Source organism: Pseudomonas salomonii (genome assembly GCF_900107155.1).
GTDB lineage: Bacteria > Pseudomonadota > Gammaproteobacteria > Pseudomonadales > Pseudomonadaceae > Aquipseudomonas > Aquipseudomonas salomonii.
In genome coordinates, this window is sequence record NZ_FNOX01000011.1 from 15,778 (window position 1) to 35,696 (window position 19,919).

The 19,919-nt window shown below is 60.6% G+C and carries 17 protein-coding genes; 9 read left to right on the forward strand and 8 right to left on the reverse strand.

Going from position 1 to position 19,919, the window contains the following annotated elements; translation table 11 throughout:
* Window positions 1–212 precede the first annotated feature (212 nt).
* The 7 genes from BLV67_RS23430 (at window position 213) to BLV67_RS23460 (ending at window position 7,965) form a co-directional block, all read left to right on the forward strand.
* On the forward strand, window positions 213–1,871 hold the full coding sequence (locus BLV67_RS23430) for a Na/Pi cotransporter family protein (RefSeq protein ID WP_065931945.1): 1,659 nt from the start codon (window positions 213–215) through the stop codon (window positions 1,869–1,871).
* 58 nt (window positions 1,872–1,929) lie between these two features.
* Complete coding sequence (locus BLV67_RS23435; protein WP_069785822.1) at window positions 1,930–3,312, forward strand: M16 family metallopeptidase; 1,383 nt, start codon at window positions 1,930–1,932, stop codon at window positions 3,310–3,312.
* 70 nt (window positions 3,313–3,382) lie between these two features.
* Window positions 3,383–4,414: a DUF5924 family protein gene (locus tag BLV67_RS23440; RefSeq protein WP_065931947.1), complete on the forward strand. Its 1,032-nt coding sequence runs from the start codon at window positions 3,383–3,385 to the stop codon at window positions 4,412–4,414.
* 54 nt (window positions 4,415–4,468) lie between these two features.
* Window positions 4,469–5,617: an ABC transporter permease gene (locus tag BLV67_RS23445; protein ID WP_065931948.1), complete on the forward strand. Its 1,149-nt coding sequence runs from the start codon at window positions 4,469–4,471 to the stop codon at window positions 5,615–5,617.
* Window positions 5,614–6,417: an ABC transporter ATP-binding protein gene (locus BLV67_RS23450; RefSeq protein ID WP_065931949.1), complete on the forward strand. Its 804-nt coding sequence runs from the start codon at window positions 5,614–5,616 to the stop codon at window positions 6,415–6,417. The genes BLV67_RS23445 and BLV67_RS23450 overlap by 4 nt, the downstream gene beginning before the upstream one ends.
* A gap of 1 nt (window position 6,418) precedes the next feature.
* Window positions 6,419–7,357 carry an MlaD family protein gene (locus BLV67_RS23455; protein WP_056861024.1) on the forward strand — a complete coding sequence of 313 codons (939 nt, stop codon included), beginning with the start codon at window positions 6,419–6,421 and terminating at the stop codon, window positions 7,355–7,357.
* Window positions 7,354–7,965: an ABC-type transport auxiliary lipoprotein family protein gene (locus BLV67_RS23460; protein WP_069785821.1), complete on the forward strand. Its 612-nt coding sequence runs from the start codon at window positions 7,354–7,356 to the stop codon at window positions 7,963–7,965. The genes BLV67_RS23455 and BLV67_RS23460 overlap by 4 nt, the downstream gene beginning before the upstream one ends.
* Window positions 7,966–8,057: 92 nt before the next feature.
* Here BLV67_RS23460 and BLV67_RS23465 read toward each other — a convergent pair whose 3' ends face one another.
* The 5 genes from BLV67_RS23465 to BLV67_RS23485 form a co-directional block, all read right to left on the reverse strand.
* Window positions 8,058–9,287: a nucleoside recognition domain-containing protein gene (locus tag BLV67_RS23465; protein WP_065931951.1), complete on the reverse strand. Its 1,230-nt coding sequence runs from the start codon at window positions 9,285–9,287 to the stop codon at window positions 8,058–8,060.
* A 98-nt stretch (window positions 9,288–9,385) separates the two neighbouring features.
* Window positions 9,386–10,717: a glutamate/aspartate:proton symporter GltP gene (gene gltP / locus BLV67_RS23470; RefSeq protein ID WP_065931952.1), complete on the reverse strand. Its 1,332-nt coding sequence runs from the start codon at window positions 10,715–10,717 to the stop codon at window positions 9,386–9,388.
* A gap of 729 nt (window positions 10,718–11,446) precedes the next feature.
* Window positions 11,447–11,914 (reverse strand): inhibitor of vertebrate lysozyme family protein, encoded by a 468-nt coding sequence (locus BLV67_RS23475; RefSeq protein WP_065931953.1) that lies wholly within the window; start codon window positions 11,912–11,914, stop codon window positions 11,447–11,449.
* Window positions 11,915–11,916: 2 nt separating this feature from the next.
* A complete protein-coding gene (locus BLV67_RS23480) occupies window positions 11,917–12,081 on the reverse strand; it encodes a DUF1328 domain-containing protein (protein ID WP_003170804.1) in 165 nt (54 codons plus the stop codon).
* A 78-nt stretch (window positions 12,082–12,159) separates the two neighbouring features.
* On the reverse strand, window positions 12,160–12,450 hold the full coding sequence (locus BLV67_RS23485; protein WP_065931954.1) for a hypothetical protein: 291 nt from the start codon (window positions 12,448–12,450) through the stop codon (window positions 12,160–12,162).
* 378 nt (window positions 12,451–12,828) lie between these two features.
* On the opposite strand from BLV67_RS23485, the gene algB reads away from it, so the two are divergent.
* Complete coding sequence (gene algB / locus BLV67_RS23490; protein ID WP_056861018.1) at window positions 12,829–14,175, forward strand: sigma-54-dependent response regulator transcription factor AlgB; 1,347 nt, start codon at window positions 12,829–12,831, stop codon at window positions 14,173–14,175.
* A gap of 10 nt (window positions 14,176–14,185) precedes the next feature.
* Window positions 14,186–15,973 (forward strand): KinB sensor domain-containing domain, encoded by a 1,788-nt coding sequence (locus BLV67_RS23495; RefSeq protein ID WP_065931955.1) that lies wholly within the window; start codon window positions 14,186–14,188, stop codon window positions 15,971–15,973.
* 122 nt (window positions 15,974–16,095) lie between these two features.
* Here BLV67_RS23495 and BLV67_RS23500 read toward each other — a convergent pair whose 3' ends face one another.
* The 3 genes from BLV67_RS23500 to BLV67_RS23510 form a co-directional block, all read right to left on the reverse strand.
* Window positions 16,096–16,872: an N-acetylmuramoyl-L-alanine amidase gene (locus tag BLV67_RS23500; RefSeq protein ID WP_065931956.1), complete on the reverse strand. Its 777-nt coding sequence runs from the start codon at window positions 16,870–16,872 to the stop codon at window positions 16,096–16,098.
* Window positions 16,873–16,960: 88 nt separating this feature from the next.
* Window positions 16,961–19,039 (reverse strand): GGDEF domain-containing protein, encoded by a 2,079-nt coding sequence (locus BLV67_RS23505; RefSeq protein WP_069785820.1) that lies wholly within the window; start codon window positions 19,037–19,039, stop codon window positions 16,961–16,963.
* Window positions 19,036–19,917 (reverse strand): endonuclease/exonuclease/phosphatase family protein, encoded by an 882-nt coding sequence (locus BLV67_RS23510; protein ID WP_371919075.1) that lies wholly within the window; start codon window positions 19,915–19,917, stop codon window positions 19,036–19,038. Before BLV67_RS23510 ends, BLV67_RS23505 begins: the two co-directional genes overlap by 4 nt.
* Between the last annotated feature and the right edge of the window lie 2 nt (window positions 19,918–19,919).

Consider the following 19,919-nt stretch of genomic DNA (forward strand, 5'->3'; position numbering starts at 1 on the left):
CCGCCCTCAAAGCGACGCAGAGCGTCGCGGGATGCATTCCCACGCAGAGCGTGGGAACGATCTTCATGACAGTTTTGTTTCAATCCCCACTTTAGCTATGCGATGCTGGCGCAGAGCCCATTCGCCAACTACAGCTTAAGTACAAGACGTAGAACGGCACGCGGCAATTCTCATTTGCTCTTTCTGGAGCACACCCACACGGGGGGCCGAGCATGCTGACCTTGCTCAATCTGCTTTCCGCCGTGACCCTGCTTATCTGGGGCACGCACATCGTCCGTACCGGCATCTTGCGGGTCTACGGTTCCAACTTGCGCCAAGTCATCGGGCAGAACATGTCCAAGCGCTGGCTGGCGTTTATCGCCGGTATCCTGGTGACGGCCATGGTCCAGAGCAGCAACGCCACGGCGATGCTGGTGACGTCGTTTGTCGGCCAGGGCTTGATGGGCCTTACGCCGGCGCTGGCGACCATGCTCGGTGCCGACGTCGGTACGGCATTGATGGCGCGGGTACTGACCTTCGACCTGTCCTGGCTGTCGCCACTGCTGATTTTTCTTGGGGTGATTTTCTTCCTCTCGCGCAAACAAACGCGGGCAGGGCAGATGGGCCGCGTCGGTATCGGCCTGGGCCTGATCATTCTGGCCCTGCAACTGATCGTCGAAGCCGCCGGGCCGATTACACATGCCCAAGGCGTCAAAGTTATCTTTGCCTCGCTGACCGGCGATATTCTGCTGGATGCCTTGGTCGGCGCTCTGTTTGCGATGATTTCCTACTCCAGCCTGGCCGCCGTACTGCTGACCGCCACCCTGGCCGGCGCCGGTGTGATCGGCCTGCACGTGGCCATCGGCCTGGTGATCGGCGCCAACATCGGCAGCGGCGTGCTGGCCTTCCTCAGCACCAACATGCAGAACGCCGCCGGCCGACAGGTCGCGCTGGGCAGCTTGTTGTACAAACTGATCGGCCTGTTGCTGATTATTCCGGTGCTCGACCCGCTCGTACGCTGGATGGATGGTTTGGACTACAGCGCCCAAGGCATGGTCATCACCTTCCATGTGCTCTACAACACCACGCGCTGCCTGATCCTGCTGCCGACCATCGGGCCAATGGCGCGCCTGTGCGCCTGGTTGCTGCCGGAGCAACAGGAAACCAACGGCAAAGCCAGGCCCCGTCACCTGGACCTGGCCTCGCTCGCCACCCCAAGCCTGGCGCTGGCCAACGCGGCCCGTGAAACCCTGCGCCTGGGCGACCTGATCGACAACATGCTCACCGCCATGCTCGAAGTGCTGCGCGGCAAGCAAACCGCGATCACCCAGGAAATGCGCAGCCTCAGCGACGACGTCGAGGCCCTCTATAGCGCGATCAAGCTTTACCTGGCGCAAATGCCCCGCGAAGACCTGAGTGAACAGGACAGCCGCCGCTGGGCCGAGATCATCGAGCTGTCGATCAACCTCAAGCTGGCCGGCGACCTGATCGAGCGCATGCTGCGCAAAGTCCAGCAGCAAAAAACCTCACAGCGCCGGCAGTTCTCCGAAGTCGGCCTGGAAGAACTCACCGGTTTGCACAGCCAGTTGATTGCCAACCTGCGTCTGGGCCTGTCGGTGTTCCTCAGTGCCGACCCGGAAAGCGCCCGCCAACTGCTGCGCGAAAAGCGCCGTTTCCGCGCTCAGGAGCGTCGTCTGGCCCACGCCCACGTCAGCCGTTTGCAGCGCAAAATCGTACAGAGCCTGGAGACCAGTTCCCTGCACCTGGAGCTGATTGCCGACATGAAACGCCTGAACTCGTTGTTTTGCAGCAGTGCTTATGTGGTGTTGGAAACCTCAGACACCGGCGCGCTCTCCGCCGAAGATATTGCCGACATCACTCATTCGCCCTGAACGTACGATGGCCCGTGAAGTCAGTTAACAATGGACCTCACCCGCCAGGAAGCTTGTTATGCGTCGCCTGTTACTTGCCTGCCTGCTCATGGGCTCGGCACACACCTTTGCCTTCGACCGCCTGCAAGTCGAAGGCTACACCTTGCCCAACGGCCTGCAATTGCTGCTCAAGCCGGGCACCGAGCGTGGGCACGTGGCGATCCGCCTGGTGGTGGGCGTCGGCCTGGATGACTTTCCCTGCGACGAAAAAGAACTGCCGCACCTGCTCGAACACTTGCTGTTCAGCGGCATCGACGGCGGTGGTGAAGGCGACCTTGAAGACCGCATGCAAGCCCTCGGCGGCGAATGGAACGCCTACACCAGCAATGCCGACACCACCTTTGTGATCGAGGCACCCGCGCAGAACCAGCGCAAGGTGCTGGACCTGTTGCTGGCGATCCTCACCCGCACCGAACTGACCGACGCGAACATCAATGCGGCCAAAAAAGTGGTCGAGCGCGAAGACGACGGCCATTACTCGCACCTGCAACGCTTGCTCGACCGCCAGGACCTGGGCCACACCGCCAGCAACCAATTAGCCGTCGAACTGGGGCTAAAATGCGCCGAGCGTGCCGAAGTCAGCCAGCTGACCCGCGATCAGTTGCAAAACCTGCGCACACATTGGTATGCGCCCAACAACATGACGCTGATCATCGTCGGCGACCTCGACAAACTGCTGCCGGCGTACCTGGAACGCACGTACGGTCAACTTGATCCGGTCGACCCCACCGAGCATCGACCGCTGCCGGACATCCAGCACACCGCCGCCAGCCATCGCGACCTTATCCACGGCTGGGTCGGTGACAGCGCCAAACTGCACTGGCTGTTCCCCGAACCGGTATTGGACGACCAACACGATGAAACCTACGATTTGCTCAAGGACTACCTCGACTGGGCGCTGTACCGTCAGCTGCGCCTCAAGCACGGTTTGTCCTACGGCCCATGGAGTGAGCGCGAAGTGCTCGGCGGCGTCGGCTTCCTCAGCCTGAATGCCGACCTTGAGCGCGACAATCTTCCTGAAGCCGAACAGGTGTTGCAGGACCTCAGGGCGCAACTGCTCAAGGACGGCCTCGACCCGGCGGTCTTCAACCGCTTGCAGCAAGCCGCTATTGCGCGCCAAGCCTGGGCAGTGCAGGGCAACAGCGCGCTGGCCGACTATTACTGGAGCGCTGCCGGCGACTATGCCGATGGCCATATCAGCGACCCGACCAAGCGCATCAAGGCCGTCAACCTGGCGCAAACCAACCAGGCCATGCGCGAGGTGTTTAACCAGAAGGGCTACTGGCGCGTCGAAAAACCGCTGCTGAGCTATGACGCCCTGAGCTGGATCGGTGCCGGCCTGTTCGCGCTGATCGCCAGTGTGTTGATCGGCGTGCGTCTTTATCGCAAACGGATCACGTAATGACGCACCGAACACAGGGCTAAGACGTTATTCTGTCTGAGATTTTTCCTACACCAATTGTGAACCGCCAATGCCAAATCTACCGCCCCTTATCCAGCGCATTATCGAACTGATCAAGCGCTATCCAGGGGTGATTGCACTCGGCGGTTTTATCTCGGGTGTGTGCAGCTTCATCCTGGTGGATCGCCAGCAGGGCATGGCCAGTTGGATTGCGGTGATCATGCTGGTGAGCTGGCTGTGGTTGATGCTGGAAAACAGCTTTACCCAGCTGTTCGCCAAAGTCTTCAAGCGCGAAATCCCCGAGCCGCTGCTGCGCTACGCGACCCAGATGATCCATCAGGAAAGCCTGTTCTTCGTATTGCCGTTCTTTTTCGTCACCACTGCCTGGAACAGCGGCCAGTCGGTGTTCACCGGCCTGCTCGGCGCGGCGGCGCTGGTGTCGATCACCGACCCGCTGTACTACAAGTGGCTGGCACCCAAGCGCTCGCTGTTCCTGGCGCTGCACACCCTGACCTTGTTCGCGGCACTGCTCACCGCACTGCCGATCATCCTGCACCTCACCACCGCCGAGAGTTACAAGTTGGCGCTTGGCGTGGCCATGGCATTGTCGATCCCGAGCCTGGCCGTGAGCCTGCCGCTGCGCAGCATCAGGGGCTGGGTGATGCTGCTCGGGGTGACGGCCGCCATTGGTTGCGCCGGCTGGTTCCTGCGCAGTTGGGTGCCGCCGGCCACCTTGTGGATGACCGAAGTGGCGATCAGCACCCAGTTGCAAGACCGCACACCAGGCGATGATCTCAAGGAAGTCACCGCCGCCCAACTGCGCAGCGGCGGGCTGTACGCCTACACCGCGATCAACGCGCCACGCGGGCTGGATGAGCGGATCTTCCATGTGTGGAAATACAACGGCCAGGAGGTCGACCGTATCGCCCTGGATATCCATGGCGGGCGCAAGGAAGGCTATCGCGCCTGGACCCACAAGCAGAACTTCCCGGCCGACGCCGTGGGGCGCTGGCAGGTGCAGGTGCTGACGGAGGATGGGCAAGTCATCGGTGTGCTGCGCTTCAAAGTCACTGACCCAGCACAAACGGACAACCCAAAGTAGACCGTATCGTGCTATTACGTACGGATTGTGGATAGCCAAACAAGCTCGGAGCTTATGACCACTCGTACCACGGCCGGCGCAGCCCACCTCGACACCTCCAGCGTTCCCCCGTTACTCAGGATTACGGGGGACTGGACGCTTGCCCACTACGCCAATCTTAAAAAACTGAGTGACAAGCTCGACGGCCAATACGACGCCGGTGCACGCATCGACCTCAATGGCCTCGGCGCCCTGGATACCGCGGGTGCCTCGCTGCTGGTCGAGTTGCTGGGCCCGGACCGTATCGAGCGTTCCGCCGAGCAGACCGATTGCAGCTTATCTACCGCCGACCGGGCACTGCTCAAAACCGTCTACCGCTCTCTGAACGATTTCTGCGTACCCGACAAAGAGCCGGAAGAAGCCGCCGGTATCCAAGTGCTGGCACGTATCGGCCGGGCCGTCGACACGGTATGGCAGGACGGCATGAAACTGCTGGGCTTTATCGGCCTGATCCTCGAAACCTTCGCCCGCGGCGTGTTCCGTCCCAAGCGCTGGCGCATCACGCCGATGGTCGCGCATATCGAACAAACCGGCCTCGACGCTGCGCCCATTGTCGCGTTGCTGACCTTTCTGGTGGGCGCCGTGGTGGCGTTCCTCGGCGCCACCGTGCTCAAGAGCTTCGGCGCGACGATTTTTACCGTGGACCTGGTGGCGTTTTCCTTCCTGCGTGAGTTCGGCGTATTGCTTACCGCCATCCTGATCGCCGGTCGCACCGCCAGTGCCTTTACCGCGCAAATCGGCTCGATGAAGGCTAACGAAGAAATCGACGCGATCCGCACCCTGGGCCTGGACCCGATGGAACTGTTGGTATTGCCACGGGTGATGGCGCTGCTGGTGTCGCTGCCGATGCTGACATTTTTGGCGATGCTCTCGGGGATTGTCGGCGGCGGGGTGGTGTGCGCCGTGGCCCTGGATATTTCACCGGCGATGTTTCTCTCGCTGCTGCAATCGGACATTGGCGTGCAGCACTTTTTGGTGGGCATGGTGAAAGCGCCGATTTTCGCGTTCCTGATCGCGGCGATTGGCTGCCTTGAAGGCTTCAAGGTCAGCGGCAGCGCCGAGTCGGTCGGCGCCCACACCACCTCCAGCGTGGTGCAGTCTATTTTCGTGGTGATCGTGCTGGATGCGGTTGCCGCGATGTTCTTTATGGAGATGGGCTGGTGAGTCGTCTACACCGTGCGCCCACTGAGGCGGTGATCGAAGTGCGCGGCCTGTGCAATCGCTTCGGCAGCCAGAGCGTGCACGAGCACCTCGATCTGGATTTGTACAAAGGCGAGATCCTCGCGGTGGTCGGCGGCTCCGGCAGCGGCAAGTCGGTGCTGCTGCGCAGCATCGTCGGCCTGCGTCGGCCCAGCGAAGGTGAGGTGCGGGTGTTCGGCAAGAACCTGCCCAACCTGCCCGAGCATGAACGCTCGCTGGTGGAACGGCGCTTTGGCGTGCTGTTCCAGAAAGGCGCGCTGTTTTCCTCGCTGACGGTCACCGAAAACGTCGCCCTGCCGTTGATCGAACACGCCGGCCTCAGCCGTCGCGATGCCGAGCACCTGGCGGCGGTCAAGCTTGCCCTGGCGGGGCTGCCGTTGTCGGCGGCGGATAAATACCCGGCGTCACTGTCCGGCGGCATGATCAAGCGCGCCGCTTTGGCGCGGGCGTTGGCACTGGACCCGGACATTCTGTTTCTGGACGAACCCACCGCCGGCCTCGACCCGATTGGCGCGGCGCAATTCGACCAACTGATCCTGACCCTGCGCGATGCGCTGGGCCTGAGCGTGTTCCTGGTCACCCACGACCTCGACACGCTGTACACCATCACCGACCGCGTGGCGGTGCTGGCGCAGAAGAAAGTGCTGGTGGCCGATGCCATCGATGTCGTCTCGGAAACGGACGACGCCTGGATTCACGAATATTTCCACGGCCCCCGTGGCCGCGCGGCATTGGATGCCGCTCAATCGCTTAACGAGGTATGACATGGAAACCCGAGCCCATCATGTGATGATCGGTTTGTTCAGCGTGATCGTGGTGGTCGGCGCAATGCTGTTCGGCCTGTGGCTGGCCAAATCCAGCGTCGACAGTGCCTTCCAGGACTACGAGGTGGTGTTCAACGAGGCCGTCAGCGGCCTGTCGCAAGGCAGTTCGGTGCAATACAGCGGGATCAAGGTGGGCGATGTCACCAGCCTGCGCCTGGACCCGAAAGACCCGCGCCGGGTACTCGCACGCATTCGCCTGGCCGGGCAGACGCCGATCAAGGAAGACACCCAGGCCAAACTGGCACTGACCGGCATCACCGGCACCTCGATCATCCAGCTCAGTGGCGGCACGCCGCAAAGCCCGGAACTCAAGGGCAAGGACGGCAACCTGCCGGAAATCATCGCCTCGCCGTCACCCATCGCGCGTCTGCTCAATAACAGCAACGACCTGATGACCAGCATCAATCTGCTGCTGCACAACGCCAACCACATGTTCTCACGGGAGAACGTCGAGCGCCTGAGCAACACCTTGGACAACTTGCAACAAACCACCGGCGCCATTGCCGACCAGCGCGGTGATATCAAGGTGGTGATGCAGCAGTTGATGCAGGTGAGCAAACAGGCGAGCGCCGCGCTGGAACAGACCACCACGCTGATGCGCAATGCCAACGGCTTGCTCAACGACCAGGGCAAGCAAGCCTTCGGCAGTGCCGAGCAGGCCATGAAGTCGCTGGAACAAAGCACCACGACCATCAACACCTTGCTGACCAACAACAAAGACTCGGTGAACAGCGGCATGCAGGGCCTCAACGAACTGGCACCGGCCGTGCGCGAGTTGCGCGAAACCCTGGGTTCGCTGCGCGCCATCTCCCGTCGCCTCGAAGCCAACCCCAGCGGTTACCTGCTGGGCAGCGACAAGAACAAGGAGTTCACGCCATGAAGCGTGCTTACCAACTAATCGCCCCGCTGGCCTTGGTGCTGATCAGCGCTTGCTCGATCCTGCCCAAGCCGGACCCGTCTGACGTGTACCGCCTGGCGTCGGCGCCCACCAGCACCCAAGGCACGCCGGTGAGCTGGTCGTTGCGTGTGTCCAAGCCGCAGAGCAGCGAGTTTCTCGACAGCCCGCGTATTGCCGTAGTGCCAAACGGCGACCTGATCAGCAGCTACGCGAACTCACGCTGGAGCGACCCGACGCCGGTGTTGCTGCGCAATCGGTTTATGGACGGTTTCCAGCGCGATGGGCGGGTGACGCTGCTGAGTACCGACGAAACCAATCTACAGGCCGATTACGAGCTGGGTGGGCAGTTGCAGGCGTTTCAGAGTGAGTACCACGGCAGCGCGGTGGAGGTGGTGATCCGCCTGGATGCGCGGTTGGTGCGTGGCAGTGATCAGCGGATCATTGCCAGTCGGCGGTTTGAGGTGAAGCAGCCGGTCGGCGATACAAAGGTGCCTGCAGTGGTGGCGGCGTTTGGGCAGGCGGGGGATCAGTTGAACAAGCAGGTGGTGGATTGGGTGGTGCAGCAGGGCAATGCTGCTGCGAAACGCTGAGGGCCTCTTCGCAGGCAAGCCAGCTCCCACCTTTTGATTTGTGAACACCGTCAAATGTGGAAGCTGGCTTGCCTGCGATAGCGATCTAAACCTTAACCAAAGAACCAGTAGCACACCGCAATCGCCGCCACGACACCGGCAAACTCCGCCAGCAACGCACACCCAACCGCATGCCGCGCCCGCTGAATGCCCACCGAACCAAAGTACACCGCCAACACATAAAAGGTGGTCTCGGTACTGCCCTGAATCGTCGCCGCGACCAACGCCGGGAAGCTGTCCACGCCCTTGGCCTGCATGGTCTCGATCAACAGCGCCCGCGCTGCGCTGCCGGAAAACGGCTTGACCATCGCCGTCGGCAACGCGTCGACAAAGCGTGTGTCCATGCCGGTCCAGGCCACCACATGGCGAATGCCTTCCAGGCCGAAGTCCAATGCCCCGGAAGCGCGCAATACGCCCACGGCGCAGAGCATCGCCACCAAATACGGCAGCAGGTTCTTGGCAACGTCGAAACCTTCTTTGGCGCCTTCGACAAAGGCCTCGTACACCTTCACCTTGCGCAACGCACCGATCACCAGAAACAGCATGATCAAGCCAAACAGCGTCAGGTTGCCGAGGATCGACGACAGGCCCGCCAGCGCCGTGGCGGACAAGGTCGCCAGCAACGCCATAAAGCCGCCCAGTGCCAGCGCGCCGGGAATCAGATAGGCCAGCACCACCGGGTCCCACAAGCGCAGGCGCTGCATCACCGCCACCGACAGCAGGCCCACCAGCGTGGAAGCACTGGTGGCCAGCAGGATCGGCAGGAACACCAGCGTCGGGTCGGCGGCGCCTTGCTGGGCGCGGTACATGAAGATCGTCACCGGCAACAGTGTCAGCGAGGATGCGTTAAGCACCAGAAACAGAATCTGCGCGTTGCTCGCGGTGTTGGGGATGGGGTTGAGTTCCTGCAACGCCTTCATGGCTTTCAGGCCAATCGGCGTGGCGGCGTTGTCCAGGCCCAGGCCGTTGGCGGCGAAGTTGAGGGTGATCAAGCCGATAGCGGGGTGGCCGGCGGGCACTTCCGGCATCAAACGGCGAAACAGCGGGCCTAGGGCCTTGGCCAGCCAGTCGACGATCCCGGCTTTTTCGGCGATGCGCAAAAAGCCCAGCCATAAGGTCAGGGTGCCGAACAGCAGCACCATCACGTCGACAGACAGTTTGGCCATGGCGAAAATGCTTTCGACCATCGCCGCAAAAATCCCGGCATTACCGCCCACCAGCCATTGCGCCAGTGCTGACACCATTGCCACGACAAAGAAGCCAAGCCACAGGCCATTGAGCATCAGTTGAATCCCCCGAAAGATGGGGCGAATGATAGCGGGGCTGGCAGAAACGACAAACCCCGGAATTTTCCGGGGTCTGTTTCAGAGCAGCGGTGGTATCAGCCGCGGGTAGCTTGTGCGGTCGGCACGGCTTCTTTGCTGCGCCAGTGCGGCAGCGAGTTCCAGTAGCGCTCGCCCTTGGCATCGTCGTACATGCCTTCCCAACGAGAGATAACCAGAACGGCCAGGGCGTTGCCGATCACATTCAGTGCGGTACGCGCCATGTCCATCACACGATCGACACCGGCGATGAAGGCCAGGCCTTCCAGCGGAATACCCACGCTGCCCAGGGTGGCCAGCAGCACCACGAAGGACACGCCCGGCACGCCGGCAATACCTTTGGAGGTGACCATCAGGGTCAGTACCAGCATCAGTTGTTGGCCGATCGACAGGTCGATGCCATACAGCTGGGCGATAAAAATCGCCGCGATGCTCTGGTACAGAGTCGAACCGTCGAGGTTGAACGAGTAGCCGGTTGGCACTACGAAGCTGCAGATGGCCTTCGGCGCACCGTAGGCTTCCATCTTCTCGATCACACGCGGCAGCACGGTTTCGGAACTGGCGGTGGAGTAGGCCAGCACCAGCTCATCCTTGAAGATGCGCATCAGCTTGAGAATCGAGAACCCGAACAGGCGGGCGATCAGGCCCAGTACCGCAAAGGCGAAGAACAGGATGGCGACGTAAACCAGGATCACCAGCTTGGCCAGCGGCAGCAAGGAAGCAAAGCCGAAGTTGGCGACGGTTACCGCGATCAAGGCAAATACACCGATTGGGGCGTACTTCATGATCATGTGGGTCACTTTGAACATGCTCTCGGACACGCCCTGGAACATGGTCACCAGCGGCTCGCGCAGCTCAGGCTTGAGGCTCGACAAGCCCAGGCCGAACAGCACCGAGAAGAAGATGATCGGCAGCATGTCGCCACGGGCAACGGCGGCGAAAATGTTCGACGGGATCAGGTTGAGGATGGTTTCGATGAACGCATGCTCATGCTGCACTTCGGCGGCGGTGGCGGTGTATTTGGAAATGTCGACGGTACCCAGGGTACTCATGTCGATGCCGGCGCCCGGGTGGAACACGTTGGCTAACAGCAGGCCGACCACAATGGCGATGGTGGTGACCACTTCGAAGTAAAGAATGGTTTTGACGCCGATCCGCCCCAGCTTCTTCGCATCACCTACGCCGGCGATGCCGACAATCAGCGAGGAAATCACAATCGGGATCACGATCATCTTGATCAGGCGGATAAAGATATCGCCCGCCGGCTGCAACACATTGCTGATCCACCAGGCTTTTTCAGCACTGAAATGGTTGAGCACTGCACCGATTGCGATCCCCAGTACCAAACCGATGAGGATCTGCCAGGCGAGGCTTAGCTTTGCCTTCTTCATGTCATTACCCTTACTTCAAGTGGACTTAAGGCAAATGCGCCACTCGCAACGCTCGCAAGCGAAAAAGTGTGCGCATTTGCCTCCATGGAAGGTCACCGCAGCATGGCCGAAATGGCTTACTGGCAGGCGAAAAAAGGCGCAACTATTCCCATGCAAGGGTTCGACGTCTAATGCCGTAAACGCCTACCCTATGCCGAATCGGCATGACTTTTTTTGAAATTAACTGTCCGAACGGTCAGTTCAAATCCGCCATTAAATCCCGTGAATATGCCGTTAACCGGCCAATACCGGCTCGCTCAGAGATGTTGGACGACTTATAAAGGTTGGCGAAAATGCCTGGGAATTCACTGACCTGGCGCCAGAAATGTCCTATGGCGCAGCTAAAATTTTCTCGATAGATGGTCGCCACGAAACACCAAGTAATGGTTAGGCGCGCGCAAAAGAGAAATTGTCGGCTATGAGCCGTATAAGAAGCGGAGCATGAGAGTGACAAGCCCGTCGCAAGTTCAGCAAGCGTGAGGGCTTGTGAACTTGCGTCGCAGCTTTTCACCTGACCCGGCCCTTGCGCAGGCACTCCCTGTACCCGTAGGTCACGCCGATCTCGATTGATCAGAGCAACCCGGCCCCCTGGTCATGCATCACCCTTGGCGGGTGATGCAGACAGAAAGAAGCAAAGGGCTTCTTTCTATGGACGCCGGCTCCGCAGACGACAGACGCGTCAGACGGAACCTAGTACCAATTCGGATCTTTCTTCAGTTGCTCCATCAGCAACTTCTGCATGCCTTCGTTCGGCTTACCGATAAAACGGTAATCGGCGTGCCGTGTCGGGGACTTGTCTGCCGGTAAACCGGCCGGGACTTCCACCAACATGGCGTAGGCATCTTCCTTGTCGTAGCTGAAGGCAACGATCAGGCGCTTGTTCAGGCACGTATCTGCGGTTTCACAGAGCGGCCCTACCAAGTACTTTTCGCCATCCTCTTCCACAGCGTTCATTTGTTCGGCCGTACCGGACAGGTTCATCACCCATTCCGGCAGGCGCTGTTCTTTCTTCACCACGCTTTGCCAGGTTTCGCGGTACTGCTTGTCCGCACTGAGCAATTCGTTGGCTCGGGATTGGCCGTCATTGGCGGCCATTACCAAACCGCTACCGCCCAAGAGCAGGGCGGCAGCCATGGCTTTAAAGGACAAATGGGTCATATTCAGCCTCGGCCGCGACGACCAAAGAAGAACGAAGCGATGAACATCACCAGGAAAACCACAAACAGAATTTTTGCGATACCCGTGGCGGTGCCCGCGATACCACCGAAGCCCAGGACTGCAGCCACAATGGCGATGATCAGAAATGTGATTGCCCAACTCAACATGGTGATTCTCCTTACGCTTTTTTAGAGGTAACAGCGGTAGTGCCGTGCAGCCGCTCAACACAAGCGACCTTTTCTTGCTTAGAACACCCAACGCTCTTGGGCTGGCAATTCACCCAGGGTTGAACCCTGGTCTGCCACTCTCAATTGCGGGGCGGTTACATCGGTAGTAGCGCCGGCACTGCCAACGGAACGGAAATGGGTTTGGGTCATCGACGGACGTTCGAATTGCGGGGTTTGCTGCTGACTTTGCTGCCAATGCTGCATTTGCTGGCCGGCAATCAACGTGACCATCAAAGCCAGGCTGGCAAACAGACCTTGCTGCATGCGCAGTGGCGAGACACGTAATTGGCTGAGGCTTTGGCGAGTCATGCTGCATTTCTCCCGCATTCTGATTATTCGTTGGGAGAGCTATTGCAGAGTGCATGCCAGTTTTTTTACAAAATAAAACCCAATAAAATCAGCATGTTATGAATACTCCATGGCTGTTGCGAACAGCATCCTGCACGATGCCGCTTTGCAGGCCGTGCGAAATGCACGATGGTCAGTGGTCGGGTCAACGGATCGAAAGTGCAGGAGGCGTTGCCGAAGTGGCAGGAAGATATGAAAACGCCATCAATCGGCGTCTTTGTAGGAGAACGTGAAGATACCTGCGCGAAGATGCCTTTTATGAATCAGAATAAACCATGCAACTTGCCCGATTAATCCGGGACTAAACACCATCATTTATAGTTAAGGAGCGCGGGACAGATGGAATCAGCCAAGGAACTTCAAGGCCGCATTCTTTTAGTGGATGACGAATCCGCAATCCTCCGCACCTTCCGTTACTGCCTGGAAGATGAAGGCTACACCGTAGCCACTGCCAACAGCGCCGCCCAAGCCGATGCCCTGATGCAGCGTCAGGTCTTCGACCTGTGCTTCCTGGACCTGCGCCTGGGTGAAGACAACGGCCTGGATGTGTTGGCCCAGATGCGCATCCAGGCGCCATGGATGCGCGTGGTGATTGTGACCGCGCATTCGGCCGTGGACACCGCCGTTGACGCGATCCAGGCCGGCGCCGCCGACTACCTGGTCAAGCCGTGCAGCCCCGACCAACTGCGCCTGGCCACCGCCAAGCAGTTGGAAGTGCGCCAGCTCTCGGCACGCCTGGAAGCGCTTGAAGGCGCAGTGCGCCAACCCAAGGACGGCCTCGACTCCCACAGCCCGGCGATGATGGTGGTACTGGAAACCGCGCGCCAAGTGGCAGGCACCGATGCCAACATTTTGATCCTCGGTGAGTCCGGCACCGGTAAAGGCGAGCTGGCCCGAGCCATACACGGGTGGAGCAAGCGCTCGAAAAAATCCTGCGTGACCATTAACTGCCCGTCACTGACGGCGGAACTGATGGAAAGCGAATTGTTCGGCCACAGTCGCGGCGCCTTTACCGGGGCCAGCGAGAGCACGCTGGGCCGGGTTAACCAGGCCGACGGCGGCACGCTGTTTCTCGACGAGATCGGCGACTTCCCCCTGACTTTGCAGCCAAAACTGCTGCGATTCATTCAAGACAAGGAGTATGAACGCGTAGGCGACCCGGTCACTCGACGTGCCGACGTGCGCATCCTGGCGGCCACCAACCTGAACCTGGAAGACATGGTGCGCGACGGCCGTTTCCGGGAAGACTTGCTCTATCGCCTCAACGTCATCACCTTGCACCTGCCGCCGCTGCGTGAGCGCAGTGAAGACATCCTGACCCTGGCCGACCGTTTCCTGGCGCGCTTCGTCAAGGAATACGCCCGGCCTGCGCGCGGTTTCAGCGATGCCGCCCGTGAGGCGCTGCTTAACTACCGCTGGCCGGGCAATATCCGCGAACTGCGTAACGTGGTGGAGCGGGCCAGCATTATTTGCCCACAGGAAAAGGTTGAAATCAGCCACCTCGGCATGGCCGAACAGCCGACCAACAATGCCCCGCGTATCGGCGCAGCGCTGAGCCTGGACGAGCTGGAGAAAGCCCATATCGGCGCCGTACTCGCTACCAGCGACACCTTGGATCAAGCGGCCCGCACGCTGGGCATCGACGCGTCGACCCTGTACCGCAAACGTAAACAGTACAACCTGTGAGCTGTACCTTATGAAGCTTGCGATGAAACTGCGCACTCGGTTGTTCCTGAGTATCTCAGCGCTGATCACCGTCGCCCTGTTGGGACTGGTCCTGGGACTGGTCAGCGTCATGCAAATGGCCAAGAGCCAGGAGTCGGCGATCCGTAGCAACTTCATCACCCTGGACCTGGGCCTCAAGCTGCGTCAGACCTTGGGCGACCAATTGATCCTGATGCTGGAGGAGCAGCCCGACCCCGCTGCCCTGCAGACGTCCAAGCAAAACTATTTTGCCCTGCTGGACCAAGGCATCGCCCATGAACAGCAGGACGGCAGAACCAGTGGCTTCAGCCAGGCTCGCATCGACTACCTGAATTTTCTCAAGGCGTTCGACGAGGCTCAGCGAAGCTCACTGGCCAACAGTAAAAACGACAAGCTCACCGAAACCTTCAATACATTGCGCAATGGTTTGATCGCCGAGCACAAACAAGCTTTGGAAAATATCAACGACAGCGAACACAAGTCGCGCAACCGCGCCTTGTTGATCGCCGGCCTGCTGGGGCTGGTCGGCCTGGCGGTGTTGATCATCGGCTTTGTTACCGCCCATGGCATCGCCCGGCGCTTTGGCGGGCCGATTGAAGCCTTGGCCAAGGCCGCCGACAAGATCGGGCAAGGCGATTTCGAAGTGACGCTGCCGATCTCATCGGCGGCAGAAATGAATCAACTGACCCGCCGCTTCGGCATCATGGCCGAAGCACTGCGCCAACATCAGGCAACCAATATCGATGAGTTGCTGGCCGGTCAGCAACGCCTGCAAGCGGTGCTCGACAGCATCGACGACGGCTTGCTGATGATTGACCGCCAAGGCCGTCTGGAGCACCTTAACCCTGTGGCACAGCGCCAGTTGGGCTGGGACGTAGAGCGCCTCGGGCAGGGCTTGGGTGAAGCCTTGGGTCGCCCTGAAATGGATGAGCAACTGCAACTGGTGCTGCGCGGCGGCAACCTGGAGCGCGCGCCGGACGATCTGGAAGTGGAAGTCGAAGGCGAACTGCGCCTGCTGACCTACAGCCTGACGCCGGTCAGCCATACCCAAGGGCATATTCTGGGCGCAGTGATGGTGCTGCATGACGTCACCGAACAACGCGCGTTCGAACGGGTGCGCAGTGAGTTCGTCCTGCGCGCCTCCCACGAGTTGCGTACGCCGGTGACGGGCATGCACATGGCCTTCGGGCTGTTCCGCGAACGGGCGAAGTTTCCCGCCGAGTCCCGTGAAGCGGACCTGCTGGATACGGTCAATGAAGAAATGCAGCGCCTGATGCAGTTGATCAACGATTTGCTCAACTTCTCGCGCTACCAGAACGGCCTGCAAAAACTCACTCTCGGGCCGTGCGATGTCACCGATCTGCTGGAGAACGCGCGAGGCCGGTTCACGGAGCTGGCGAACGCACAGGACATCGAACTGCTGGTAGAAGCCCAATCCGAGTTGCCCAGGCTGTATGCCGACCAGGTTCAGCTCGAACGTGTACTCGATAACCTTCTAGGCAACGCTTTGCGACATACCGCCAATGGTGGCCAGATTCGCTTGCAGGCGCGCCGCCACGGCGAACGAGTAATTATCAGCGTCGAAGATAACGGCGAGGGTATTGCTTATGGCCAACAGGGGCGCATCTTTGAACCCTTCGTACAGGTAGGCCGCAAGAAAGGTGGCGCCGGCCTCGGGCTGGCGTTGTGCAAGGAGATCGTACAGCTGCACGGCGGCCGGATGGGCGTGTATTCGCGGCCGGGGCAGGGTACGCAGTTTTATATGGCGTTGCCCTTGTAGCCTGGCTACAAAAAATGTGGGAGCGGGCTTGCTCGCGAATGCGGTCTGTCAGTCAGCATATATAGCGACTGATCCACCGCTTTCGCGAGCAAGCCCGCTCCCACATTCGAATAGTGTTACACCTAGCGGCGGTTCAATGCGCTCAGGATCGCAGCACTTTCCGCATCCGGCGTGCCGTCAAACCGTGATGGCCGAAAGTGCATCTGGAACGCCGCGATCACATGTCGTGTAGCCACATCCAGCTCACCTGTCTGCGGCGTCTGGTAGCCCAGGCGCGCCAGTTCTTCCTGGAACCACGTGATACTCGGCAGGCTGACGGCATATTGCTGCTGGAGCCGAGCCACCGCCTGTGCATCCGGCCACACGCCCAAACCTTCAGCCGCCAGGCGCTTCCACGGGAACAACGGGCCCGGGTCGAGCTTGCGCAATGGCGCAATGTCGCTGTGGCCGATGATGTTCTTGGGGTCAATGCCGTTGCGCTTGCTGATGTCCTTGAGCAACACCACCAACGACTGCACCTGGGCCTCTGAGTACGGGTACCACAGGCGGCCGGTCGGCGAGTCCGTATAACCCGGGTTCACGATCTCGATGCCAATGGAGCTGGAGTTGAGCCAGGTGCGGCCCGCCCACTCGCTTTCACCGGCGTGCCAGGCGCGCTGGCTCTCGTCCACCAGCTTGTAGATAGTGCCTGAGGCGTCGTCGCCGATAAGGTAATGGCTGCTGACCTGGCCGTGCGTGAGCAGCGCCAGGGAGCGCTCAAGGCTGGCCGAGGTGTAATGGACAATGACGAACTGCACCCGGTTGTCGTGGTTCGACGAAGGATGGCTGGTGTTCAGCCGCGGGCCGCTGGCGCAGCCGGCGAGCAGGAGAAACACAAAGGCGACGCAAAAAGATTTCATGGCGGAAGACAGTACGCAGAAGACGATAATGCAACAGTGTAACGGATGGTTCGGGGATCGACGGTCAAATCACAAAATGGAACATCTTTTACGCCGCCTGCACCCGGTTGCGCCCAGCTGCCTTGGCCCGGTACAACGCCTCATCGGCACGCTTGAGCGCCAGGTCACTGCGTTCGCCCGGCTGAAACTGCGCCACGCCCATGGACACCGTGATGGTCACCGGCTCCCCTTTGAAGTGGAACGGGCATGCTTCGATGGCTGAACGCAGCACCTCACCCACGTCCAAAGCATCTGCCAGGGCTGAATCCGGCATCAACAATACAAACTCTTCGCCCCCAAATCGCGCGATAAAATCGTCGGGGCGCAGGCGCTTGCGCAACACATTGGCGATGATCTTCAGCACCTTGTCGCCCGCCAAGTGGCCGTAGCCATCGTTGATGCGCTTGAAGTGGTCGAGGTCGAGCATGGCCAGTGACAGGCTGTTGCCGCGCTGATGCCAGCTATTCACTTCATGGTCCAGGCGCTCGCTCCAGGCCGCACGGTTGGGCAGGCCGGTGAGCGGGTCGATCAAGGCTTTCTGGCGCTGCACTTCCAAATGCTCGCGATAACCTTGGGCTTCCTGCTCCATGTTCGCCACCCGCTCGGCCAGGCTTTTGAGCCGCGCCGCGACTTCCTGCTCGCGCTGGTCACGCTGCTGCTGGTGTTCGTCCATGGTGCCGAGCAGGCCTTCAAGGTGGCTTTCCAGTACCTGCTTGAGGCTGTCCAGGTCAGCGGCTTCCTGCACGCTGCTTTGCAGGCCGTCGACCTGTTCACGGATTTGCGTATCCAGCTCCCGCGCGGCCGAGCGACTGTCGGCGTGCCCCTCGCTGGCCACCTGCAAGTGGCCCTGAAAAGCTTCAAGGCGTTCATTGAGCTGCTTGAGGTAGGCCTCGAACTCATGCTGGCCGCTGTCGGTGATCGCCAGCATCAGCACCGCCAGATCATCGAGGATCGGCAGCAATTCGTACCAGTTCAAGCCGTGGGCCAAGCGCTCGCGCATGGCTTCGGCCTGGGGCCGGTGGCGCTCGGGTAAGGACAGATCCTCCAGCAAGCCGAGCAAGGTGTCTTCGATATGCTTGGCGACCGAACTGTAGGACGGCTCGGGGGAGTCGGGCAGGGCATAGGTGCCGTCCGGTTGCAGCGCATCGGGGTCGGGCTCGCAGGTTTCCAGCACGGGCGGAAGCGACAGGCTGCCGATGACCGTTTGATCTGGCGTGTCGACCTCAACCTGCGGTTCTTCGATAAATGCAGCAAGGGCGCTTTCGGGCGCGGCTTCCTCTACCGCAGGCTCGGGCACCTCTGGCTCAGAGACTTCAGCAGGCGCGACGGAGTCTTGCTCCAGCGCCGGAGCCTCGAAGACAAAGGTTTCGCCAGCGACTTCAGCCACTTTGACCGGTTCAGCCGGTTCAGCCGGTTCAGGCTGCGCGGCGGCCGGCGTTACCGTCAATGGCGCGAAGGCGCGCAAGGCTTGGGTCAGCTCTTCGGATTGCGCGGGCTCCAGAGCCTCGGGCGCGGCTTTGGCAGCGTCAGGTTTCGGCGCCGACGGTTGCGGTGCATAGAGCGGGGCAGATTCAACCACCGGCGCCTCATTCGACACATCCTTTGCACCAAACAGGCGTTGCAGCAAGCCTGGCCCAGGGCGCGCGGCTTCGCCTTCCGGCTCCAGGTTATTCAGCGCCTGCCCTTGCAGGCTGCTCAATTCGCTGAGCAGCAGCGGGATCTCACGCGCCTGGCCGACTCGGCCATCAAGCTGCTTGGCGAAGGTTTTCAGCGGGCGGGCGACTTCACGCGGCAGGGGCAGCTTCTGCAACTGCGCGACCAGGGCAGTCAGCGCGGTACTGATCTGGTCGACCCGGGTTTCGCGGCGCTGCTCCGAGTCGAGCACGGCCTTTTCCAGGCGTGGCAGCAAGGCGGCGAGGGCGGCGTCCATGTCGTCGGTGCGCACCACATCGCGCATCTCCTTCATGCATTGGTCAACCGCACGGTCAGTGCCTTCTGCCGCCAGCGTGCTGCGCACCAGACCTCGGCGCAGCAGGTCAAGGCGTGCGGCCCAGCGGCGTTCGAGCTTGTCTTGCTGCTCAACGCTTTTAAGGTATTTCTCTTTCCAGCGCTGGGCGTCGTCGCTCATGCAAGGGGTCCGCGAGGGCCTGGGCTCAACGCGGGCAATGCATCAGCCGTGAGCGAACCCGGCAGACGAATCTCTACCGCGACCGGCAGGTGATCGGAAATGGGCTGCGCCAGCACCTGCACACTTTCCAGTGTGAGGCTCGGGCTAAGCAGGATATGGTCGAGACAACGTTGCGGGCGCCAGCTGGGGAACGTGGCTTCGACTTGGGGCGCCAGTAACCCGAGGTCGCGCAACGGCGAATTCTGCAACAGGTCGGTGGCATGGGTGTTCATGTCACCCATCAGCACCTGGTGTTTGTAGTTGCCGATCAGATCACGCACGTAGGCCAACTGGAGGTTGCGTGTACGCGCTCCAAGCGCCAGGTGCATCATCACCACCACCAAGGCTTCCGGGCCTTCGCCGAAACGCACAAGAATCGCGCCGCGCCCTTTTGGGCCGGGCAACGGGTGATCTTCGATGGCAGTCGGCTTCAGGCGGCTGAGCACGCCATTGCTGTGCTGCGCCAGGCGCCCGAGGTTGCGGTTGAGTTGCTGATACCAATAAGGGAAAGCACCGAGATGGGCGAGATGCTCCACCTGATTGACATAACCGGAGCGCATGCTGCCGCCGTCGGCTTCCTGCAAGGCGACCAGATCGAAGTCGTTGAGCAGGTCGCCGATTTTCTGCAGATTGCCGGTACGCCCTTTGTGCGGCAGCAGATGCTGCCAGCCACGGGTGAGGTAGTGCCGATACTTCTCGGTACTGTTGCCCACCTGGATATTGAAGCTGAGCAGCCGCAGACGGCTGTCTGCCGGCAAGCCCGTGGACTCCAGGTGGTGTTCGTTGACCCGCGCTTCATGCAGGCCAACGCTACGTTCAGTACCCCAGCCGCGCATGATGG